We start from the raw sequence: 22,344 nt of genomic DNA on the forward strand, positions 1-22,344 counted from the left end.
CGATGAGCGATAAACAGCCATACCCCTAGGTATAGTTGAAATGGACTACAAATTTGATAAAATATTTCTACACCTATCGACAAAATGCAAGAAGCTCCTCTAATATTATAAAAATATAATATTAGAGGAGCTTCTGTTTGCTGAGACTCGTCAAACCAGCTTACAAGAGAACGTATGCACCTTGGACTTTCCACCCTAGGTTCTGGTGTTTATTGTCCTCCGCCCGCACGGCGCTTCTCGTCCTCGGCGCCGCTCTGCCGACGCTTGGTGGGCGCCACTTTGTCGTTGCCGAAGCGGTAGCTAAAGGCCAGCGTAGCCACCCGCGAATCCTGGCGCTGGTAGAAGCGCTCCACGTAGTTGTCGTAGGTCGATACCACGTGCGCCGGCAGTGTGTAGAAAATGTCGGCTACGCTCAGCTTTACGTTGCCTTTGCGGTTCCACAGGCTCTTCTGCACGCCCGCGCTAAGCTGCCCGAGCGGGCGCTGCACGAAAAAGCCATACACCTGCCGCGACTGGTAGTTGCCGCTCAGCTCGGCGCTCCACCCTTTCCCAAAGGTGAAGGTATGGCTAGAGGTCAGGTCCAGCGAGACGCCGCCGCGATTGAGGTTTGTGCCGGCTAGGTTGCCTTGAAATCGATTGTAGTAGAGCACGACGTTGTTGTAGATGGTCCACCACTTGGCCACTTCCACCGGCGCCGTGAAGGTCAGCCCATAGTAATGCTGCTGGTGCAGGTTGCGCGTCGTTGAAATCACGGTGCTGTCGGTTTCGGGCTGCACCACATCGATGAGCGGCTGGCTGGTGAGACTATAACTCAAACCTAGGCTGTATTTCTGCTTGAAGGTGTGCGTCAGCTCTAGGTTGTAGCTGGTCTGAGGACGCAGATAAGGGTTACCTCCCCCCGACGTTGTTTTGTCAATAATCACGCGGAATGGATTGAGCTGGCGGTACGAAGGCCGGTCGATGCGGCGGCTGAGCGAGAGGCTGGTTTCGTGCTGCTCCGAAAACGTACGCTTCACGGCCGCGCTAGGAAACAACTGGAAGTAGTGACGGTCGAAGTTCGGCTCCACGCCCGGCTGCACCACCGTTTGCCGGCCCACGGCGTTGGTTTGCTCGCCACGCAAGCCCGCTTGCAGCGTCAGCTTGGGCTGGCTGTAGCGAAGGTTGAAGTACCCCGCATTAATGTTCTCCTCGTACTTAAAATGGTTGGAACGACCTAGGTCAAACTGACCGTCGGTAAAAAACTGCACATCGTTGTCGGCGGTTACGCTACTTGTTTTTGCGCCCGCTTCCAGGCGCAGTTGTTTGGTGAGTGGCTGGGTGTAGTCCACCTTGGCCGACTGGATGTTGAGCGTGCCCGTCTGGTTGCTGGTTACTTGCTGACTTAGAATTGGTTCGCCATCGACTATAGTAGCTAGCTGCTGCTTGCGGTCGGTGCTGAAGTGCGCGTAGTCAGCATCAGCGCTCAGTTCCCGCAGCCCGAGTGAATCTTTGAATGTGTGCCGAAAGTTGAGGCTCCCGGCTAGGTTCGGGTTGTGGGAGGTGCGGTAGTTGGTTGAATTATAGCGTTGCGAACGGTTGTTGAGCACGTCTGTCAGAACCGAATGGTTGGTTCCATCTTGTCTCGATAGGTTATCGAGTCCACTGAATACGCCCCCGAGCACCGTTTGCTTTCCTACGTTTACATCAGCCCCAACCTTCCAGTTGTGGGAGCGCAAACTACCAGGGATACGGTTTTCCTGGCTGGTTGTACCGCTGATTTCCCGCTCCGTACCCTGCGCAGGCACATAGAACTCCCGATTGATGGTAAGCTGATTCAGAAATACTCGATCCGCGTAGTTGTAGGACCCGAATAGGTTGACACCCTTGCGTCGGTGATTAAGGCTCAGACCGCCGGTGTATTTGCTGTAAGGGCTATGGCCGTAGCTCAGGTTAGCCGTGCCGTTGGTGCCTAGCTTCTGGTCCTTTCTCGTGTTGATGGCAATAATGCCTGCGCCACCTTGGGCGTCGTACTTGGCGGGCGGGTTGGTAATCAGCTCGATGTTCTTAAGCTGGTCGGCGGGCAAGGCGCGCAGGTAGTCAGCTAGCTCGGTGCCGGTCATGGGCTGGCGCTTGCCGTCGATGAGCACCAGCAAGCCCTGTTTGCCGCGCAAAGCTAGGTTGTCGTTATTATCGATGGTCACGCCGGGCGCGCGGCGCAGCACATCCAAGGAGGTGTTGCCGGCGGCCAGCGCCGAGCCTTCCACGTTCACGATGGTGCGGTCAGCCTCTCGCTCGTACAGTGGCTTTTGGCCGACTACTGTTACTCCTTTCAGTTGCGTAGCGGCACTGCTGGTGAGGGTCAGCGTGGGCAGCGTTATGCTGGCACTAGTCATCGCAAATGGCTTCGACCACTGCCGGCCAAACCCCACTTGCGACGCTGACACAAGGTATTGACCAGTCGCCGCCTGCTCGAAGTGGAACAAGCCTTTCTCGTTGCTGAACTCGGTTTTGATTACCGATGAATCGGTGGCGTGGTGCAGCGTGATGGTCGCGTAATCAACGGGTGCGCCGGCAGCCGTGTGCACGGCACCGTTGATAGCAGCTGCCGTTTGGGCTTGAGCCCCAATGCTGATGCTCAGGCCCGTAACCAAAAGGCCAAACGGCCGAAGGACGATAGAGTAAAAGCGTGTTTTCATTGGAATAGGATAGTTAGGATCATGAGTACTGACGTGTTGATCGTCGTGCCATAAACGTCCGGTTTTGATCCGTACAATGGCGCATTCCTGTGAACCTAGCCAAGACATATACCAATGTTATAAACATCTGTATATCAATGGTATAATTATAAACAATGATTTATCATAATCATTCATATTGTCCAGATATGAACACTCTGTTCGCTAACGAACAACTGCACGAACGCTAAGCCAGGCAGCACAAAAAATGCGCTTGGGTACTGTGTCAAATTCTATTCGCAGCCGCCTCCTCGTAGCCGAGCAAGAGAGAAATTTAGCGCACCTAGCCTCTTAGCTCTGTCTGGCTTGCTGGTTGTCTTCACTCCCATATTGAGAAAGACAGGTCTAATTATAGTAAAATATAAATATTTATATTTACTTTGTTGCATATAATCCGCTCTGTTATGCTTCACACCACTTTTATGCAACAGCTTGTACGCTTCCCTTTCCTCACTCGGGTACGGGTTTTCACTTGTTGCCAACTATTTATAGCATGGGCAGCTATCCTCGGTAGTCAGACAGCACAGGCGCAGTGCTCCGTGCTTCTTGCCAACAACGGCAATGGCAGTGATTACACGACCACCGCGCCAAACGAAACAATATGCGTTGAGGCAAATTCCTTCAGCCGCACCCTGACAATCAACCACGCTGACTGCACCATCAACCTAGGTCAGAACGTCGTCTTCACCGGGCGGATCATCTTGAGCAGCGCGGCTACCAATTGCACCATCAATAACAACGGCTCGATTAGCAACAACTTCAGTGGCAGTGGTATTCTTGACCAGGCCAGCAACGTAATAGGCACTGTTTTCAACAACCTGCGCACGATCAATTCACAGACCATCCGCTTCAAGGCCCCTACCACAATTAATAATGGCAGCATTAGCATTAGCAATAGCAACGTCGGTTGGACAGCCAACTTTTTCAATACGACTGACATTGCCGCTCCACTCACGATTACAAATTACGCGGCGTGGAATGGCCAGATAGCGAAGTTGCCAGGCGGCTCCATCACCAACCTCAGAGGAGCCAACTGGAGCGCATCTATAGGTAGCGTAACAGACAACCCTCTGACCATCAATAATAGCGGAACCTGGAGTGGAGGGTATATTCAGAGCATTACTAGCAACCTTAAGCTTACTAATACGGCGCAGTGGTCTACACCGATCAATGTGGGTTCTACAACACCTACGCCTAACCTTATAATCAACAATAGCGGCACTTGGGGCAATCTTGCGAATATTTTGGCGACGAGTACCCTAACTATTACCAACGCTGGCAACTGGCAAGGTGCCCAGTTCTCTAACATAGGCACCACCACCATTACGAATACCGGTGCCTGGGCTAATACAACAGTCGACTATGACGGCGACCTGACGGTAAACCACTCGGGCACCCGGTGGGCAGCCATCCTAAACACGGACAACGCTGGAGCTAGCTCGCTGGCGGTCACCAACGCTTCTACCTGGAGCAAGGGCATTGACTTTCCAGCGGGTCCCAACACGTTCACGAACAACGCTGGCGCCACGGCTACCTTCCCGAGCAGTGAGAATCTTAGTTTCAACGGCCCAACAGCGCTAGCTAACCAAGGCACGCTGACGATCAATAAATTCGTCTCGCTGCCGGGCGCCTCGACGCTGACGACGACCAGCAGCGGCACCACCAACATCAACGGCGACGTTTTCAATAGCGGCACGCTGCAAAACCAGGGGGTGCTCACCATCGCGGGAAACGTTACGACTAGCAGCTTGCTAACCAACACCAACAAGGTGCGTATCACGGGTGATTTCACCAACAGCGGCGTTGTTAATGGCCCGGCAGCGCCTTCGCGTGGTAGTATTCGTGCCACCGGCTACACCACCAACTCCGGCGCATTCGGCATGACGGGGCAGCTCGACTTCTGCGACGCGGGCATGCCCGCGAATGGCTTCGATAGCAACAGCGGCAACATTGGCACGGCTACCAGCTTCTGCTCCGGCACGCCGCTACCAGTCGTACTCACCGCTTTTACGGCTACCCGGCAAGCAGGCCAAGTACGCCTGCAATGGACCACCGCGCAAGAGCTTGACAACTCCTATTTCGTGGTAGAGCGCGCGGCCGATGGTTATTCGTTCATGCCTTTGCAACAGGTGAGCGGCCACGGTAACACTCAGCAGGCTACGCACTACAGTGCCGTTGATGCGGCTCCGCTGGCGGCCGCTACCAGCTATTATCGTCTCCGGCAAGTAGATGCGAATGGCACTGCCACCTACTCCCCTGTCGCGACAGTAACTGCTGAAGCTGGGTTGGCTCAGGTGAAGCTGGCACTCGTACCGAACCCAGCGCAACATGCTGTGCGGGTGCAGGGCACACAAGCAGGCAACCTACAGCTTCTAGATGGCGCCGGGCGAGTACTACGTACGCAATCTGCGCAGGAACAGGAGTTGGATCTGACCGGTATACAGCCCGGCTTGTACATCGTGCGCGCGGGTGCTCAAACGGCCCGCCTGCAAGTACAGTAGCTAGCTGGTATTAAGCGAAAATACCCAATGCAAGTCCCCTGTTGGCTAGCTCCCTTCCCACAGATGGCTAACGGGTGTAGCTAGGTATGACTAGCTTATTTAAATGGGCGGGGCGATATCGCTATACTTTTCCGCAGCTGAGCCGTAGAACACCGTTCACACCACCTATCTGTTTGCTTACGCATGAACGCCGAGGCCGCCTCCGTCGAGTACTTCGATCTATTCCGCTCCCTCCCTGATAAGTACTTGTTGCTTTCGCCCACGGGTACTGTTTTGGCTCTTAACGATGCTCACGCGGCTTCATCCTTGCCCCAACGTCGACAGGAGGACGTGATTGGCCTTGATTTTTTCGACGTGTGGCCGCCTAATTCGGACACGGAAGGTGACATAGTGCGCCAGTCGCACCAGCAAGTGCGCGACACGCACGCGCCGGCCCCTATGCCGTTGATCCGCTACGATTTGCCACTGCCCACTGGCGGCTACGAACCTAGGTACTGGCAGGCAACGCACTTCCCCGTACTCAGCGCCACGGGCGAGCTGCGCTACATCTTGCAGAAAACAGAGGACGTTACCGAAAAGCACTTGGCAGAGCTGCGTAACCAGCAGATGCAGCGGGAGCTCGCCGAAACCCACGAGCGAGCCCGCTTCATTCTGGAGTCGGTGCCGGCCATGGTCTGGACTGCTACGCCCGACGGGCAGCGCGACTACTTCAATGCTCGTTGGCTCGACTTCACGGGCCTGCCCTTGGCCGAGCAAGTGGGGGAACAGTGGTTTGACAGCCTACACCCTGATGATCGGGCTCCCGTCAGACAGCGCTGGGCCGAGGCTATTGCCACTACCAGCGTCTACCAAGTGGAGTACCGGCTGCGGCGCGCCGATGGCCAGTACCGCTGGGTGCTGATGCGCGGAGTACCGCACCTGAATGAGCAGGGGCAGGTAACGATGTGGGTCGGGGGCGGCACGGATATTCAGGAGCAGAAGCAGCTCGTGCAAGAGCTACTCGAAACGAATGAGCAGCAGGCGGCCCTTTCCGATCAGGCATACCAGGCCTATCAAGAAGCTGAAGGACAGCGCGATGCTTTACGAATGCTATTTGCGGAGGCTCCCGCCATGTTCGCCGTTTTTCGCGGTCCCGAGCACCGCTTCGAGTTCGGTAACCAACGCTACCTAGCCTTGTTCGAAGGCCGCCACGCCAAAGGCATTCCGGTTGCGCAGGCTATTCCGGAGGCAATAGAGCAAGGGTATGTGGAATTACTCGACAGCGTTTACCAAACTGGGCAGCCGATTAGTGGCAATGAGGCACTCCTGCAGCTGCCCGGTGCTGCTGGCGAAGATCCCCGCCGAGTTTACCTGAACTTCTCCTATCAACCGTTTCGCGAGAATGGGCAAGTAGCGGGCGTCACCGCCTTCGCCTATGACGTCACGGATTTGGTACATGCCCGCCAAGCCCTAGAGCAGCGCCGCCACGATGTGGCCTAGCCCATCTTTTACTTTCTGTTTTCTGGCGCTAGCGCTTTTCTCCTAGATGGATCTTACGACCCTAGATTTTCAACAAGCGAAGATCAAGCAGGTACTGTTCAAGTCGCGGCTACGCTCCGTGCTGTATGGCGTGCGCGAGGCCGATGCTACGCTATTTACCGTGCGCGACAACCCGCTTGGGCAATGGCTAGAAGCGGTGCTCAAACCAAAGTACGGGGCCACGCCCGAGGTACGTACCGTGGAGCGCCTGCTCCAGGACACGCTCAGCACGGGCCAGTCGCTAGTACGGCAATACCAACGCGGCCAGATTGAAGAAGCTCGCCAGGGTTTAGCCCAAGTTGAGCGCTGCACCGAGCAGATTGACGAACTGCTGCTACACCTCTCCCAGCGAACGGTAGAGGCAGCCTAGGTCACTTTCACCACAGCTGCCTCTAGCATTAATCATTATCTATTTCAGCTCTAAGGCTACTCATGAGCTATTCTAGGCTCGAAATAGCCGGCTTTTCAGGTGCTGTATTTCTGAAAGTCAACTTGGCTTTGTAGTAGCGCACTGTCCGCGCAATCAGAATGCTGCCTAGGATGGTAGGGGCCATCCAGCCTAAGAGGTTAATCCAACTAGGTGCACCTGCTGGCAGCCACCGCCCTAGGTTTACGACGATAAATGCTGTGGTGGCCGAGATGTAAGAGCCACCCATGCGGGTCAGGTGCCGCAGGAGCCAGGGCATTGGAGCGGCAGCCGTTCCGCGTAGTGCTACCCAGGTATCCTGCCCGGCAAAAAGACAAATCAGCCCGCCGAAAAAGGCAAATAGCACTGCGTGCAGCGCAATCCCAATGCCTACCATCCCGAGGCCAACCAGCGTAGCTACCGTGCTCAGCACCAAGTCGGAGCTAGCTGGTTTGGCGCTGCGTTGGCGCGCCGCGCGCCAACCAGTGAAGCTCAGGTAGAAGCTCAGCACGGCTATACCCGTCAGAAAAAGGCGACTTAGGGTGAGCGGTTGCAGCAGACACAGCAGCACTGCGGTAGCCGCTACCACGAGCATACTATAGACATACACGCGCCCGGCTCGCACGTGCACTGGGCCCCCTTTACGACCAAGCATGGGTATTAATCCCGCCAGCAAGGCTAGGCTCCCGGCGGCAATGTGCAGCCCCAATAACGCGCGTACGGTGGTAGTGGTAGGCGGCAGCGAAAACAGGATGGCATACAGCATGGCGTGACAGCGGAAGCGTGTGGTTGACTGTGAATAGGCTAAAGCTCATCACCTAGCTATCCTTGCGCAACTAAACATAGCCGAAGCGTCGAATGAGGAAGACGAACCGGCACCAGCGGCGGGCCATCCGTACGCGGGGCGTAAGGTACGCTTTGGCACGATACATAGGCTAGCTTCTGCCGCGGCGTGCAGCTAGCTGGATGAAGCCTCGTCTCTTCCAGTACTACCTTCCTATCGTGGTGCCGCCAGAAATTCTTTTCTTTGAGGTTCACTCCCTAGTTCGCTTGCACTATGCCTACTCGCCGAAAGTTCCTCGCTTCTTCCACCAGTCTGGCCTTGCTCGCCGTCGGTAGCCCACTTGAGGCGGCTAGCTTGCCGCCGCTGCCCGCCAAGAAGCCGCTCGTCATTTCCACCTGGGATACGGGCTTGGCGGCCAACCTAGGTGCCTGGAAGGTGCTGAGTAAAGGTGGCCGCGCCCTCGACGCCGTAGAAGCCGGCGTGATGGTGACGGAGGATTCGCAGAATTGCTGTGTGGGGCTAGGTGGCAACCCCGACCGGGAAGGCATCGTGACCCTCGACGCCTGCATCATGGACGATCAATTCAACTGTGGCAGCGTGGCAGCCCTAGAGCGCATCAAGCACCCCATCAGCGTGGCGCGACGCATTATGGAACGGACGCCCCACGTGATGCTGGTGGGAGAAGGCGCGCAGCAGTTTGCTGTGGCGCAAGGCTTTCCGCTCGAATCTCCGAAGCTCAGCCCCGACGCCGAAAAAGCGTACCGGGAATGGCTCAAAACTAGCGAGTACAAGCCTGTTGTCAACATCGAGAATACGGGCAACAAGAAGGCGGTAGGCCCCGTGGGCGGTGCCAATAATCACGATACCATTGCAATGCTTGCCCAGGATGCGCAGGGCAACCTCAGCGGCAGCTGCACCACCAGCGGCATGGGTTTCAAGATGCGCGGCCGCCTCGGCGACTCTCCCCTCATTGGCTCGGGCTTGTTCGTCGATAATGCCGTGGGAGCCGCGGCTGCCACCGGGCAGGGCGAAGACGTTATCCGCATTGCTGGCTCACACACCGTAGTGGAACTCATGCGCCAAGGCCTTTCCCCCAAAGCCGCCTGCAAAGCCGCCGTAGAGCGCATCGCTAAGGTCAAAGGGGCCAAAGCTCGCGACATCCAAGTGTGCTTCATTGCGGTAAATACCCAGGGTCAGCATGGCGCCTATGCTCTGCAAAAGGGCTTCAGCTATGCCGTGTGCGATCAAACCAACCAGCAGCAACTCATCCAAAGCGAATACTTGCTCTCGTGAAGCGCGTCCTGGAAATCTGCGCCAACTCGGTGCAGTCGGCCCGAGCGGCGCAGACGGGCGGCGCCCAACGGATTGAACTATGCCAAAACCTGGAACAGGGAGGCATCACGCCTTCTCATGGTCTGATTCAGCGGGTGCAGGAGGCGCTTTCCATCCCGGCATTCGTCCTGATTCGGCCGCGGCCCGGCAGCTTCTGCTATGATGCCGATGAGCAAGCCATTATGCTGGCCGACATTACGGCGTGCCGCAACCTAGGCTGCGCGGGCGTGGTACTCGGCGCCCTCGATGCAGCCGGGCAGGTGGACGTGGCGTGCTGCCAGATGCTTATGGCGGCGGCGGGCTCCATGCAGGTTACTTTTCACCGCGCTTTCGATGCCTGCGCCGACCAGGCGCTTGCCTTGGAAACCATCATTGCCCTAGGTTGCCACCGTCTTCTTACTTCGGGGGGGCAGCCCTCGGCCGTGGCCGGGCAAGAGCAGCTAGCCCTACTCGTCCGGCAGGCCGCCGGCCGTATTAGTATCATGCCCGGCGCAGGAATTACCCCTAACAACATCCGACCACTGGCCGAGTACACGGGGGCCACCGAGTTTCATACCAGTGCGAAGCGGCAAGTCGTAAGTACGGCCGCAGCCGTGCCCACTGAGTTCGACACGACACTACCTGTATCGGACGCTACTATCGTGGCAGAGCTAGTGGCGCAGCTGCATTTTTAGCCATCCGATAGGGCAGCTTTTCCCGACGGCAGCTAGATAGCATCTGGTTCGTTCTCACCTGCCGCTATCGATTAGCTGGTCTCCTATTTCTGCTGGCCGGAGCAGGCTATTAGCCAATCTATTATCTTTTGCGCAGCACCCGTCCAGACCGCCTTCTCGCCATGCCCTTCCCTACCACTTTCGTTGAGCACTTTCTGCAGCAAACGCCTTTTGTTTTCTTCGTGTATGATGTGGCCTCGCAGCGCGTGACGTACATCAACTCGGCTTACGAACGCTTGCTCAACGGACACAGCGACCAGGTGAATGAAGAACTTGCGGACCTAATTGCCCGGGTGCACCCCGATGACTACGAGCATGCCGCTGACTGCTGGCAGCGCTGGCAGGCCGGACGCCTACACGAAGCTTTCGAATTACACTTGCTCACGCTCGATGGCTCTGACCAGTGGCTCTCCATCACCCCTTACTTATTCACTGATGCCGAACCGGGCTTGCAACTAGGTGGCTTGGTCCAGGACATCACCGTCACCAAAGTCGCCATGTGGCATGCGGATAAGTACAACTCTAAGAAAAACACAACCTTAGAAATTCTTTCCCACGACCTAGCTGGTCCGCTGGCGATGCTGCAGCAGATGAGTGATTATATTCAGGAGGCCGCGGCGCCGTTGCAAAACGCTGAACTGACGAGCATGATTGAGCACATGCGGGTGCTTTGTAGGGATAGTGTTAACCTGATTCATGACTTTGTAGATCATGAATTTCTGGATTCTGTCAACGTCGAGCTCAAGCGTGAACGGGTCGACCTCGTAGAGAAGCTGCGCTTGATTATGGAGGAGTACCAGGCATCGGCGCCAGCGCTGCACAAGCACTTTGTCTTTGAGGCCAAGGTAGCCCCCCTTTACCTCGAAATTGATCAGAACAAGCTCATGCAGGCCATCGGTAATCTGCTTTCTAACTCACTAAAATTCACTCCTGATGGGGGTACCATCACGTTGCGTGTGGAGCAGCAGCAAGGGCTAGCTATTGTGACAGTGGCTGACACGGGTATTGGCATCCCGCAATCCGTACAGGCAGGGTTATTTGAGAAATTTACCCACGCTCGGCGCCCCGGTTTGCGCGGAGAACGTAGCACCGGCCTCGGCATGTCCATCATCAAATCTATTGTGGAACTACACCAAGGTCGCATCTACTTCCATAGCCAAGAAGGAGAAGGAACCGTTTTTACCGTTGAGCTACCGCTACTCGATGAGCAAGTGAATACACCACTTGGATAGAAGAAGCATAATAGCTAGTCATAGCTGAGCCTGAAATTAGATAGGCCGTTTAGTAATCACCCCCTCCATTCTGCCTTAGGCTCGATTGCTAAGTCTAAGCGATTAGCCGTGACTAGGCCTCTGGGTTGCCGGTTCGCAAAGCCAATGGCTCGGCAGCAAAGCGCATAGCCTGCACCTGGGTCCAACTTAGCTCACCTGCTACGTAGCGTGCAAATAGCCTAGTTACGTAAGCTGATATCTTGTTGTAGCGCGCTGGGTTAGCCGCCTGCATCTGCTGCAACACGTAAGCCCGCTGCTCCGAAGTTTGAGCATTAGGACCATACTTAGGATCGTAATTCATCGATTCACGAGCTAGAGGAACCACAATCAGAGTTTTTAATAACATTAAATATGTAATATATATGGCATCGTATTTGTCTTACCTAGCCCAGAAGCACGATCTCAGGTGCTTGGTATGGTAAGTAAAAGCCTCAGCTTCTTGGCTGAGGCTTTTCTGCTGTTTGGCTACAGCTAAAAGCTAGGCAAGCGTAACATAGTAGGCAATGCAGCGAATGCAGAACCCAAATCACCTACTAGCAGACCACCTACCAGGACAGCTGCTCCAGTCAACAAAGCGTATTGTCCTACCTCCCCAGAGATGAACTCGCCATCAATGGTATAATAGCCACAGGGACTCTCGAACGAATAATTCAACTTGGCAGGTACAATCTGGTTCATGGCTGATGGGCAACGTAGGCGGTTCCACTATCTAAAAGTACTATTCTGCGTAGCTGAGTGAAAGGCGATAAACCTCAGAAATGTGACTAGCAGCTTTGAAGGATATTATAACATATTACTTATTATATATTATCTAAATAGCCGCCCTACCCACTTTGCACAAAAAAAGCGTGCATAAAACAAAGCCGATTGTGACTAGCTATCTAGAGCAGCAATGGCCTTGATAAGTGATAAACGAAGCTATTGCTTACCATACTATCAGATTCCTAGACGATTGAAGCGGGTGGCTCGCTGAATAATTCACTGGCTAGGGGTATCTATTAAGGCGTAGCAAACTAGCTTGTGTGTCGCCTTCAGCTCAACACTGTCTGATGTAGCCAAAAGTAGTTCCCTTCATAAAAACCGTCGCTCGAGAAGGATATTCCGAAAGGCGAGGTAAATCTTCAGCGTCTGGACTACTGAGAAGAGCCATAACTAACGTTTGTTAGCTAGTGTTTTACAACATTTGACATACAAATAGTCTTTGTATATTAAGTAACAATGGTGTCCACTTCGGTTATCATTACAAGTACCAACGCTTATCTTGATATTGGCTAGGCAGTTGAAATGACCAGACTTCTTTGTTCGCTAAAGTGCTTCTCTTCCTCAAAAGTCTATAAAAAGCTGAGCTAGGTTGCCTAAAAATAGAGTTGTGCTTTGTGGCGCGACTAGCACCTCTGCCCACGTTGGCTTTATAGTGTGTTACTGGGCAAAAGAGCTGAAAATTACAACCAGCTGACCAGGACTTTCCAGACCATGATCGGAGATACTTCATCCACAGTTAACAACAAGTAGTATACTTACAACATATTTTAGTGCTTGCTTTACCAAAGCGCTGCCCCTTGGCTCACAGCTGAGCCAGGCGCTTCAGCAAGTGCCGTCTTCATAACCGCTGGTTATTTTCAAGGCGCAGCGTCGACAAGCAAAGTACCTTTTGCGCTTGTCTGCCTTCATTTCCGCCGCTCTTTCCCTCCCTCACGAATAAGCAGTCGTACTACTTGCTCGCGATTACCGAATCTTTCTCACTTCGAACGGGACTCATTATGAATCAGACGTCTGCTCCTACCATACCCATCAGTAGCCTTCTACAATCGCGGCCTTCGGCTACCGAACCAGGGATTCCCCGCATCATTCACCAGACGTTTATGTCCAAAAAGTTGCCGGCTGAATTGCAGGAAAACGTGGACAATCTCAAGCGACTGAATCCGGGATGGGCGCACCGCCTCTACGATGATGACGATATCACAGCTTTCATCCTCGACCAGTATGGGCCAGAAGTTTTGCGCTACTACGAACGAATCAACCCGCACTACGGAGCGGCCCGGGCCGATTTGTTTCGCTACTTGCTGGTGTATCGCTACGGCGGAGTATACCTAGACATCAAGAGCACTTGCACGGCTCCACTCGATAAGTTCCTGCAGCCTGACGATCAGTATGTTTTGGCGCACTGGCGCAACAAGCCGGGAGAATCGCACGATGGGTTTGGCAAATCGGATGAAGTAGCTCATATCGATGGGGGTGAATACCAGCAGTGGCATGTTGTAGCAGCACCCGGCCATCCTTTCCTGAAAGCGGTGCTCGAAACAGTACTGCACAACATCGACCAATACCGTCCTTGGCGGCAGGGCACCGGCGGAATTGGTGTGCTACGGCTCACCGGACCGCTGGCTTACACGCTGGCTATTCATCCACTGTTGGCAACGGCACCTCACCGCATCGTTTCCAACGAAGCAGACCTAGGTTTGCAGTACTCCGTTTATAAAAACGGGTCGCACCGGACCGTGTATAAAAAGAACTATGGCCGACTAACAGAATCCATCGTGTACTTAGATCGGACCGATAAGGTATGGGCTAGCCTGTATAGTGTAGCGAAGAGAAGCAAACATCTGCTGTTTGGGCAATAACCTCTAGTTTCCCTTTCTCCTACTTCCTTAAAGAGTAAGAAATCTCGCTGCACAGTTAGTGGAGAGGGTTTTTCTGTGGCGCTGTAGAACTTACGCTCTATAGTCGATTGAGGTAATGTCGCCCGGGGTAGGCGACAACAAAGCCGGGCTAGGGTCAAGAAGCTAGGCTGTCTTACCGAGCCGCGCGCTTTCTGAAGTGACTTCAAAAAAGCCCCGGCATCGTCGGGGCCTTTTCACGAAATAGTTCGCTTTAAAACGTTACCTCTACTTCGGAAAAGCCTATATACTGTCATCCGCATCAGAAAACACAATGGTCGAGACCGTCGAAGAAAACGCCATTCTTTCTGACTACCCATTATCGTCACTGATTCAGGTGCCGGTATACGTGGTAAAAGCCCTAACCTTTTGGTAGGGCTTTCCTGTTTCTTGACTGTGTGGTGAACCGCTCGCCCAACTACGAAAGTGCAAGTTGTTGCCGAAAGTGCAGCTGCAGTACGTGATTAATCTTCTCTTCCGTCAAGGGCTTACTAACCAGCCCATCAATTTGTAGCTCATCCAATCGCAATAAGTCCCGACTGTCCATAGCCGTGGTCAACATGATTACCACGGTGGGCTGCGCCTGTTCTTGTCGCTGCGGCTGATAGGCCTCTAAAAATTGCATTCCGCTCATCCCAGGCATACGCACATCCAGCAACAGTAAGGAAGGAGACGTCATATTCTCCTGGCCTAGCCACGTCAGTGCTTCGTAACCCGATTCCGCCGTGTGCAAGTGTTCAGCCACGCGCATACGCTCTAGTAGGCGTCTGTTGAGGAAGTTACCGGCTACGTCATCGTCGACGAGCAGCACACTGGGTAGTTTTTTCATGCGGGAAAGAATAGACTTTTCTGCAGTCATTATGGATCATACGACTGCAGTAGGATGACAAAGGCCATGCCAGCCGCCAAGAAATTACATGCGCGTATAGAGGTACTCCCTGCTACCTCCGCTTTAGATTACACCGAAAGCAGCAGTTCCCATCCTAGATCCTGCATTCACCAGGACCGGTTGAAAGCGAACGGACCTATGAAGCCTTGCTTCTCCAAGACGCGCAGTAGTACCATTAAGAAATGGGTCTACCTATCCGCTCTGTTTCGGCGGGGTATATGCGCAAATAGGCTCCCACTAAGGTTTGTGCGTACCTGAACTGCCGTGCTGACGCAAGTGCGTTGGGTATAGTAGAACCTGCCATCAGTCTGCCTGTTTGCGCTAGGCAAGACTTAATGGAGCTTATGGCGCTCAACGAAAGCCACAATCATTAAGGGCTACGCGCACGGTTACAGCCGCGGCCCTAACCGAGGGACGGCACAGAAAAACCAGGAATACTGAAGTACTTTTCCGTTGTTAGCAGACCACCGGAGGCTCAGATACATGCTCCACCATGACAGGCGAAGAAAACTTCTGCTCGTGCGCTAAGCCATGCTTTTCTATGCGTAATGGAGCTTCTTCCCAGGCGATAATCCAACAAACAGCCACTAAGCCTATGGCTGGTACAAGAAATGAGAGTAGAGAAACAGGCATGCAGAAGACGAATAGGTGTGTTTTTGCGATAATATAAAGAATAGAATAGATTATTCTTACCTATAGCGCAAAAATACAGGACACAGAGTCTTAAGTAGCTCGCATGCTATTTTAGCTTTTGGTACTTCACACCCAAGTCCTACCGAAAACGCTAGTATTGCTCCTCTATAGAATAAGAGAGCCTATCGCCTCTACCTAGCTTTCTTACCTAGTGAGACTATTAGACTCTTAGTAAATGCTGGCGGCAAACGCACCAAGTGTACTGCGGTTTGAGCATCCCAAAACTCCGGTTAAAGGCTGAGCAGCACGCCCGAAAGCGCGGCGTACCTCAAAACGGTATTCTCGAAATGATATGCTAGACCTCATGCAAGAACGTGTCTTTGCCTACTGTGATGAGCAGCGCGCTCTTGGGTTGCTTACGATGGCACCCAAGCAGACGTTTGCTGACTATTTCCGCGAGAGGTTATAGCTAGCTGTCCATGGCCAAGGGCAAAGTCACCGCGGCCGAAGCTAGACAAACGACGCTGCATTACTGGCGCGGCTTTCGGGCTGACACATGCGAAGCCGCAGGAGTGCTGACCGATGTAGGCACCGGCACAGCGGTTACCCCAGTGTAATCGGTGCCACCAAAAGACTGCACCATGTCCCAATCGATGGTCTCGGCCGTGACTTCCTGTTGGCCGTCGACTAGGTAGCTTGACTTGACGTAACCTGTGTAGTTATGGGCCTGAATCTCACTCCAACCATCGGTGCATACATCTCGGATCTGCACGCGACTGGCGCCGGCGAGCTTGGCCAAGGCAGAGCTAGTAGCACTAGGTTGGGCTCGTAAGATCAAGGAAGAAGCATTGACGTAGCGGTAAGGCAGCGAGGACTGCGAGGCTAGTACCAAGGCCGTCTGATCGGCTCGCTGAGCCGGGGCAATAAAGGGCAGTAGGCACAGCAGCCAGAAGAGAAAGGAAGGTTTCATCAGCAGGAATACTATTTCGTTACTATATAGCCCAACTGTTGTGCCAATAGGACAGACTTCTGACTAGAAAGCTGTCGAATTAGAAAGCGAGCTGGACGATCAGCATGTGCTAGACTCGTGTTGTTAACTCCTTTTCCTATACCAGACCTACTCTGTTTAGCACTATGAGCAGAGGCCTCAAAAGCGACTTAAACCCATACCTACTGTGCTTGAGCTTGGTGAAAATGAAGTGAAGTATATCTGATCCAAAATCTTGTTTGACAACAGCCTGAAGGCGAATAGCCAGAGAGACTGAACCGTTCAAGCTTGTAAAAACGCTTTCATCTGCTGAGGTAACGGATAGCTGCCTTTCAGCCTCCTTATCAGTACCACTTCTCCTAGGTGGAAGGCTAGATGCAAGGCTACTTCCTGCAGGATCTGCTGCTTGGCTAGCTCTTGCTCATCGATGGCTGCGGTCTGGGTTAAGGCCGCTTGAAAAGCGGCCAACTGTCCGTGAAACGCCTGCACGGCTGTTCGCAGGACTGCCTCACTGGGCGGTACTCTTTCCCGGACCCACGTCGCGTCTTCCTGGAATGACTCTGCCGGCACGAGGCCCTGCACCAGACGTAACTGAAAGGCTTGCCAGGTAATCAGGTGCTGTAGGATCTGCCAGATACTAGTCGGGAACTCGTCTTGGTCCAGGCCACTGCGCGCAACGGTCAGGTCATCGAATGCTTTGAAGGTGTCCCAGGCATGGTCAAAAAGGCGTTGGCTGTTCATCGTGTCGTACGTTGTGTTCGTAGCTGTTCGATTGAAAATCGATTTTCAATCTATGTGTGTGGGCGTTACTGTTTCGGCATTTTGGCGACGTCTTCTAAGGTTATTACCCGGTACGTAACGTCCAGGGCCGCGGCATTCTCCTCCACGGTGGTAGTAAATCCGGCCTGTTGGCGGCGTTGATTTACCTACGCTGGGTTCTGGATAGGCCATACAAAAGGCGGCTGCCCATTGTAGCCTAGCACCTGCGTGCCATACAACTGCTCCTTACCTTCATTCATCAGGCGGCGGTCCAGCATCATGGCGTAGCGATAAAAAGGCAACTCCCCCTTGTCGGCAGCTCCTTTCAGTAAAGGCAAGTATTGAGGGATTTGCTTCGGGTTATGCTGAATGACATGCCACACGGCCTCGTTCGTGGGCACGCCCACCAGCGATCGGCCCGGGTAGCCATACTGCGTGATTAGGGCCTGCACGCGTTCCATATTAGCGGCGTCTGCCCGCCGCATCCGCTCGTTGATCAACCCGTTCAACCCGGATTTCGACACCCCAAGCGCAGTGGCCAGTGAATCCGGGTTGCGATTAATGCGCGGGTCAAACAGCATCGCCCGGTACCGCTGGTCTACCTCGTAGAGACTGTCCAACTCGTGCTTAAGTCGGAGATTAAGCTTCGTTTGCGCAGTCGCGGATAGGGTGAGCGTGCTGAGAATAGCCACGCAAAGGAAGTGCTTCATAGCAGTAAGATACATCGTCCTAGACAAAGGAAGATTTCAAGCTATCCGGCCGGCTTCTGCTCACTTTTGGCAGGTATTTTCGGCTGGATGATAGGCGTCTTTCTTGCGGAGGCAGATAACAGACAGATAGTTGCAGGACCGTAGGAAACATGCCTAACACGACACGCACTAAGCGCCTACCCGCGAGACCTAGTGAAGCCGCTAGCACATTTAGCCGACTTCTTTCCCCTGTGTCGTCCTGCCCCTAGCCCCCTAATTTCTTTTCAGCTCACTGTTCTTAGTGCAAACAGAATAATGCTCCCCGTGTATACCACTTCTATAGCTACAATAGCTTTCTTTGATAGTACGGCCCCACTATTCTCCTATACCTTCTTCTTCCGCTAGGATGCCGCTCCAGCGCTGGCTGCCGCTTTTAGTTGTGTCATTAGCCACTGTACTACCCTTTTTTGGTAGCTAGCCAGTCACCCCGTTCAGCAATACAATGAAGCCCGCATGGGTATCAATGGCCTTAATATTCTGCGCAGCGGTAACTGGCTCGTTATGTAGGAAGGCGATCTGCACACCGATTTGTGGAACCTCAAGCCCCCACTCTGGCCTTGGCTGCTCGCGCTTACGCTGGTTGGGTGGCTGGGAAAGTGGCCTACTGGCTGCCCTGATCCTACTGACGGCTCCGGGCTATGTGTCGGCCCGCACGTAGCACGCTCCGGCGACTACGACGCTTTGCTGACTCTCTGGAAGACCTTAGGCGCCTTAAGTTGGGCGCGCTTCCTACTCGATGGCCGACCCGGTTCCCGGCTGGATGTTATACTCTTTCTTCTAGTTTTCTATCACTTACCAGCATCATTAACACGGCTGGCTCGTTTGCCAAACACTCGCTACCTACAGATTTACGCCTACCGCTATTTCCTTCGTCACTCTTGCAGGAGCTAGTGAATTGTTTCAAGTAGCATACGTAAAAGCCGCTCCCCTGCCCTAGTATTTTAAAGGTTACAAAGATGGGCTAGCAGAATAGGCGGAAGTAGCCGAACGCAGCTCGGAGTTAATCGAAGCAAGAAAAGAATGCGGCTCGTAGTCCACCGAGGGGTCACCTAGCTCGAAAAGCACGATATAGTATATACGGCGGGAAAGGCGCGGGAAATTTCACGCACCGCTGAGATTTAAGAGTCTTCCCGGTTAAATAAGAAAGACTCAGGATCGAGCTTGCTTCTCTCATTCATACCTCCGGGCAAAGCAGACTAATCCATACATAGGAATACACTGCCGGACGACATGGTAATCTTCTGCCTTATTTGACAGCCCCCAGACGCCCATTATGCAGGTGTCTTCCCACCTAGGGCATTAGGGTGCGCTGTAAAATAGGCTTCGGCTTGCGCGTACCCTTTGCGCAGCATGCCTTGCATAGCAGCTGGCTGAAAGGTCAAGCCGCCGGGTCCACCCTCCTCTAATTTGGTTTGAGGACGAATCTCGTGAATTGTAGTCACGGCCGTGCCGGCGAAGGGATTACTGGGTTGGGCGAGCGCCTGCTCGATGATGCCAGCAGCCACGCCCCGCGCCAGCAGGGCGCGGCGAATAGCCTGCAAGTACTGGTTCCCTTGTGCATAGAGCTCGGCCACGCGGTAGTCATTCGCGCCAACATCTTCGCTGAACAAGTCAATGGTGCGCTCTAGCACTTGGATGGCTTTGGTTTTGGGCGTATTGTCCGCCGGGGTCTGGTAGGGGTTGAGCGTAATAGCGATAATCGTTTCGGCCCCTTGGTCCACTACCGCTTGCAAGGGGGTAGCTTCCCGCACGCCGCCATCCACGTATTGCCGGATAGGAACGGCACCCGGCCGGACTTCCACGGGCTGCAGCAGCACGGGCTGGCAGCAGGACGCCAACATCGCCCGGCGTAAGTCCGTCACGCTTCGGATTTGCTCTACGTCGTAGTGTGCTGTGCTAGCGACAGTCTGCGTACTCCAGTATACTAGCCGCTGAGTTTGCAAGCACACGGTCGCCAGAAAGATGGGAATGGCGCGCAGGCGTTCATAGTGGGCAGGGGTAATTACCGTATCTAGCTGCTGCTTCAGCGGCGTGGCATCGTGCACGGAAATGCCCGTGACCAGATTTGCAATACCTCCTAACTTAACCAAATCTTGCTGCCGGAGCGTGGTGTAGAGTCGCTCTAATAGAGCGAGTTCCCCACAGGCTGCTAAGGGGGCGATGAGTGAACCCGTGCTAGTCCCACCGTACAGCGTAAAGGACGTCAGGGGCTGTACGTGCTGCTGAATGTACTGCAGCACCCCAACGGCAAACGCGCCTTTTGAGCCGCCGCCACTAATCACTAAAGCTGTTTTTGCCATGACACGGTTATAGGGGCGGTGGGGCTTGATGAAACAGGTTGTACGTCAACATCAGTTGCCCGTAGATGGCAGGCGTGCGTACGTCCCGATGAAGTTTCAAGGTAATTCCGAGTAAATTACTAGTCTCCAAGCCCACACCTGCTCCTACGAGTTGCCGCCAATGCATTGTGGGAGAATAGACTAGCGGCAAATACTCGGCTAGTATGTGCAATTGGAAGGAGCTGGCGAGCAGCACTGGCGCGCCTTGCAGCACGTTGAGCGTTAGCCGGCTACCGGCCAGACCGCCGAGTTGATAGCCGGGGTGAAAAAGACCTACTGGCAAGCCGACCCGCAGCCGTCCGGGGACGAGGCTCCACTGCGGCACTGCTTGCGCCGTTGCTAGGTAAAGTTCTGGTCCGCCGCGCGGCCGATAGAAGCCTTGCCCAATTTCCACTAGTAATGCGGCCTCTTTCGACCGATCTTGTCCCATGACAGATGCCGGAGACAGAAGCATGCTCAACAAGCCAAAGAGCAGAATATAGCGCATGCGGAGGCTTCTTCGGGGGAGTAATTGCGTATCGTTCACAACATGATCTAGTCTACTTTGAAAAGGTAACATAGGCTGGCAAGTTAGAGAGCCGCCGCAACGCGTGGTGCTGGATAAAGTAGTGCGCTATCTGGCGGGGCCTTGTTCCAACATGCAGCTAGGCACCTGTAATTCAACGGACTTCAACGGAGCGTTATCGACCGTAATGATACCCAAAGTCACGTGGGCTGGACCTGCCGCTAGCAGTGCCTCGACCGTCCAATAACCAAGTGTCATATAACGAGCTGCGTAAGAGTTGATGCTGTTCTACGTGTGCAGGCCGTTCTGCGGTCAACCAATTAGAACGACTGGTTTGAACTCATTTGTGACCAGGGACGGCGCGTAGGTGAATGGTCGACTCTTCGCCCTGCTTTAGCAGGCGTCGGATGGACATGGGAAAGAAAGTCTTCTCGGTTCGATAGCTAGCTTCGTTAAGTTCCTGGGCAATCATTCGCTAAGTTGGTGATTGCGCACCTCCTTCCCGCTGATTCAACACCATCTTGCTTACTGTAGCTACTTAACCGTATTGGTTTGTCTTGCTACCCCTCTTATCTTTCCAAACATCCTTGATCTATGCCTAGCACTAACCATCCAGACGCCACGCGGCGAGACTTTCTAAAAAAAGCTTCCATCGCCAGTTTCGCAGCCGTCGGTAGCCCGGCACTCCTCTTTGCTGCGGAGCCTACTACCACAGCGGCGAAGATCTCGCTCGCCCCCAACGAGATCATCCTCTTTCAGGGTGATTCCATTACGGATGCGGGCCGCAAAAAGGACCCAAAAGATGCTGATGTACCCAATACGTCAGGCACGCTCGGTAGCGGGTACGCGTACTTGGCTGCCGCGGAGCTGCTATTGCGCCACGCCGAGAAGAAACCCTTAATCTACAACCGCGGCATCAGCGGCAACAAAGTGTACCAGTTAGCCGAGCGTTGGGATCATGACTGCTTGGACCTGAAGCCTACCGTACTCAGCATCCTGATTGGCGTCAACGACTTCTGGCACACATTAACCAGTAATTACCAGGGCACGGTAAAAACGTACACTGACGACTATAAGGCCCTACTCGACCGCACTCGCCAGCGCCTGCCAAGTGTAAAGCTTATTATTGGGGAACCCTTCGCAGTAACCAGCGTGAAAGCCGTGGATGAGAAATGGTACCCGGCCTTTCAAGATTATCAGGCCGCTGCACGCAGCCTAGCCGCACAGTACAATGCCACGCTAATTCCTTACCAGCACATCTTCGACCAGGCGCAGAAGAGGGCACCTGGTGCCTACTGGACTGGCGACGGAGTACACCCCAGTGTCGCAGGCAATCAGCTGATGGCACGCGCCTGGTTAGATACGTTCAAGAGCTAGATCCTAGCTCACCTTTACCAGCAACGGCTTCACCTGCCGCGTGCTCATCGCTTACTCGAAATGGTCCTTTCGTAGCTGAAAGCTAGCGTCTCTATTTTCCACGCTTTTGCTACTCTTCACATTTTTCAAGCGATCAGCTATTCGATAAGTCGCCCAAGCTACTTACCCAAGCTTCGGCTTAACGATTCTAAAAATTCAGGGTCGTATCC

At 53.9% G+C, this 22,344-nt stretch carries 17 protein-coding genes; 8 read left to right on the forward strand and 9 right to left on the reverse strand.

Translation table 11 applies throughout. The features are described 5' to 3' along the window. Window positions 1-209: 209 nt before the first annotated feature. Window positions 210-2,675 (reverse strand): outer membrane beta-barrel protein, encoded by a 2,466-nt coding sequence (locus SD425_RS21550; RefSeq protein ID WP_324672138.1) that lies wholly within the window; start codon window positions 2,673-2,675, stop codon window positions 210-212. Window positions 2,676-3,253: 578 nt separating this feature from the next. Here SD425_RS21550 and SD425_RS21555 point away from each other — a divergent pair. The 3 genes from SD425_RS21555 to SD425_RS21565 all read left to right on the forward strand — a co-directional run bounded on the left by SD425_RS21555 (window position 3,254) and on the right by SD425_RS21565 (window position 7,103). Then, the gene (locus tag SD425_RS21555) at window positions 3,254-5,215 is read left to right on the forward strand and encodes a hypothetical protein (RefSeq protein ID WP_324672139.1); all 1,962 of its coding nucleotides are present in this window, start codon (window positions 3,254-3,256) and stop codon (window positions 5,213-5,215) included. A 183-nt stretch (window positions 5,216-5,398) separates the two neighbouring features. Continuing rightward, window positions 5,399-6,694: a PAS domain-containing protein gene (locus SD425_RS21560; RefSeq protein WP_324672140.1), complete on the forward strand. Its 1,296-nt coding sequence runs from the start codon at window positions 5,399-5,401 to the stop codon at window positions 6,692-6,694. Between the two features lie 46 nt (window positions 6,695-6,740). Beyond that, window positions 6,741-7,103, forward strand: coding sequence for a hypothetical protein (locus SD425_RS21565; RefSeq protein ID WP_324672141.1), 363 nt, complete (start codon window positions 6,741-6,743; stop codon window positions 7,101-7,103). Window positions 7,104-7,170: 67 nt separating this feature from the next. Here SD425_RS21565 and SD425_RS21570 read toward each other — a convergent pair whose 3' ends face one another. Then, window positions 7,171-7,905: a DUF2306 domain-containing protein gene (locus SD425_RS21570; protein WP_324672142.1), complete on the reverse strand. Its 735-nt coding sequence runs from the start codon at window positions 7,903-7,905 to the stop codon at window positions 7,171-7,173. A gap of 291 nt (window positions 7,906-8,196) precedes the next feature. On the opposite strand from SD425_RS21570, the gene SD425_RS21575 reads away from it, so the two are divergent. The 3 genes from SD425_RS21575 to SD425_RS21585 all read left to right on the forward strand — a co-directional run bounded on the left by SD425_RS21575 (window position 8,197) and on the right by SD425_RS21585 (window position 11,200). Next, window positions 8,197-9,216, forward strand: a complete 1,020-nt coding sequence (locus tag SD425_RS21575; RefSeq protein ID WP_324672143.1) for a N(4)-(beta-N-acetylglucosaminyl)-L-asparaginase — start codon at window positions 8,197-8,199, stop codon at window positions 9,214-9,216. Next, complete coding sequence (locus SD425_RS21580) at window positions 9,213-9,929, forward strand: copper homeostasis protein CutC (RefSeq protein WP_324672144.1); 717 nt, start codon at window positions 9,213-9,215, stop codon at window positions 9,927-9,929. Before SD425_RS21575 ends, SD425_RS21580 begins: the two co-directional genes overlap by 4 nt. 161 nt (window positions 9,930-10,090) lie before the next feature. Beyond that, the gene (locus tag SD425_RS21585) at window positions 10,091-11,200 is read left to right on the forward strand and encodes an ATP-binding protein (protein ID WP_324672145.1); all 1,110 of its coding nucleotides are present in this window, start codon (window positions 10,091-10,093) and stop codon (window positions 11,198-11,200) included. A 112-nt stretch (window positions 11,201-11,312) separates the two neighbouring features. Here SD425_RS21585 and SD425_RS21590 read toward each other — a convergent pair whose 3' ends face one another. Further along, complete coding sequence (locus tag SD425_RS21590; protein ID WP_324672146.1) at window positions 11,313-11,540, reverse strand: hypothetical protein; 228 nt, start codon at window positions 11,538-11,540, stop codon at window positions 11,313-11,315. 1,459 nt (window positions 11,541-12,999) lie between these two features. On the opposite strand from SD425_RS21590, the gene SD425_RS21595 reads away from it, so the two are divergent. After that, complete coding sequence (locus SD425_RS21595) at window positions 13,000-13,860, forward strand: glycosyltransferase family 32 protein (protein WP_324672147.1); 861 nt, start codon at window positions 13,000-13,002, stop codon at window positions 13,858-13,860. 454 nt (window positions 13,861-14,314) lie between these two features. Here SD425_RS21595 and SD425_RS21600 read toward each other — a convergent pair whose 3' ends face one another. The 6 genes from SD425_RS21600 to SD425_RS21625 form a co-directional block, all read right to left on the reverse strand. Then, window positions 14,315-14,725 carry a response regulator gene (locus tag SD425_RS21600; RefSeq protein ID WP_324672148.1) on the reverse strand — a complete coding sequence of 137 codons (411 nt, stop codon included), beginning with the start codon at window positions 14,723-14,725 and terminating at the stop codon, window positions 14,315-14,317. Between the two features lie 1,222 nt (window positions 14,726-15,947). Next, window positions 15,948-16,388 (reverse strand): SH3 domain-containing protein, encoded by a 441-nt coding sequence (locus tag SD425_RS21605; protein WP_324672149.1) that lies wholly within the window; start codon window positions 16,386-16,388, stop codon window positions 15,948-15,950. A 300-nt stretch (window positions 16,389-16,688) separates the two neighbouring features. Beyond that, window positions 16,689-17,147 (reverse strand): DinB family protein, encoded by a 459-nt coding sequence (locus SD425_RS21610; protein ID WP_324672150.1) that lies wholly within the window; start codon window positions 17,145-17,147, stop codon window positions 16,689-16,691. A gap of 185 nt (window positions 17,148-17,332) precedes the next feature. Further along, a complete protein-coding gene (locus tag SD425_RS21615) occupies window positions 17,333-17,875 on the reverse strand; it encodes a DUF6624 domain-containing protein (RefSeq protein ID WP_324672151.1) in 543 nt (180 codons plus the stop codon). A gap of 1,310 nt (window positions 17,876-19,185) precedes the next feature. Continuing rightward, entirely contained in the window at window positions 19,186-20,214 is a 1,029-nt protein-coding gene (locus tag SD425_RS21620; RefSeq protein ID WP_324672152.1) for a patatin-like phospholipase family protein, read from the reverse strand. Window positions 20,215-20,221: 7 nt separating this feature from the next. Then, entirely contained in the window at window positions 20,222-20,707 is a 486-nt protein-coding gene (locus tag SD425_RS21625) for a hypothetical protein (RefSeq protein ID WP_324672153.1), read from the reverse strand. A gap of 645 nt (window positions 20,708-21,352) precedes the next feature. Here SD425_RS21625 and SD425_RS21630 point away from each other — a divergent pair. Then, window positions 21,353-22,135, forward strand: a complete 783-nt coding sequence (locus tag SD425_RS21630) for an SGNH/GDSL hydrolase family protein (RefSeq protein WP_324672154.1) — start codon at window positions 21,353-21,355, stop codon at window positions 22,133-22,135. The last annotated feature ends 209 nt before the right edge of the window (window positions 22,136-22,344 follow it).

This window comes from Hymenobacter sp. GOD-10R (genome assembly GCF_035609205.1).
Taxonomy (GTDB): Bacteria; Bacteroidota; Bacteroidia; order Cytophagales; family Hymenobacteraceae; genus Hymenobacter.

Bases quoted from the DNA above. Each gene is read 5' to 3' on its own strand.
- SD425_RS21550 (WP_324672138.1), bottom strand. From the start codon at position 2,675: ATGAAAACACGCTTTTACTCTATCGTCCTTCGGCCGTTTGGCCTTTTG.
- SD425_RS21560 (WP_324672140.1), top strand. From the start codon at position 5,399: ATGAACGCCGAGGCCGCCTCCGTCGAGTACTTCGATCTATTCCGCTCC.
- SD425_RS21565 (WP_324672141.1), top strand. From the start codon at position 6,741: ATGGATCTTACGACCCTAGATTTTCAACAAGCGAAGATCAAGCAGGTA.
- SD425_RS21570 (WP_324672142.1), bottom strand. From the start codon at position 7,905: ATGCTGTATGCCATCCTGTTTTCGCTGCCGCCTACCACTACCACCGTA.
- SD425_RS21575 (WP_324672143.1), top strand. From the start codon at position 8,197: ATGCCTACTCGCCGAAAGTTCCTCGCTTCTTCCACCAGTCTGGCCTTG.
- SD425_RS21585 (WP_324672145.1), top strand. From the start codon at position 10,091: ATGCCCTTCCCTACCACTTTCGTTGAGCACTTTCTGCAGCAAACGCCT.
- SD425_RS21590 (WP_324672146.1), bottom strand. From the start codon at position 11,540: ATGAATTACGATCCTAAGTATGGTCCTAATGCTCAAACTTCGGAGCAG.
- SD425_RS21595 (WP_324672147.1), top strand. From the start codon at position 13,000: ATGAATCAGACGTCTGCTCCTACCATACCCATCAGTAGCCTTCTACAA.
- SD425_RS21600 (WP_324672148.1), bottom strand. From the start codon at position 14,725: ATGAAAAAACTACCCAGTGTGCTGCTCGTCGACGATGACGTAGCCGGT.
- SD425_RS21605 (WP_324672149.1), bottom strand. From the start codon at position 16,388: ATGAAACCTTCCTTTCTCTTCTGGCTGCTGTGCCTACTGCCCTTTATT.
- SD425_RS21610 (WP_324672150.1), bottom strand. From the start codon at position 17,147: ATGAACAGCCAACGCCTTTTTGACCATGCCTGGGACACCTTCAAAGCA.
- SD425_RS21615 (WP_324672151.1), bottom strand. From the start codon at position 17,875: ATGAAGCACTTCCTTTGCGTGGCTATTCTCAGCACGCTCACCCTATCC.
- SD425_RS21620 (WP_324672152.1), bottom strand. From the start codon at position 20,214: ATGGCAAAAACAGCTTTAGTGATTAGTGGCGGCGGCTCAAAAGGCGCG.
- SD425_RS21625 (WP_324672153.1), bottom strand. From the start codon at position 20,707: ATGCTTCTGTCTCCGGCATCTGTCATGGGACAAGATCGGTCGAAAGAG.
- SD425_RS21630 (WP_324672154.1), top strand. From the start codon at position 21,353: ATGCCTAGCACTAACCATCCAGACGCCACGCGGCGAGACTTTCTAAAA.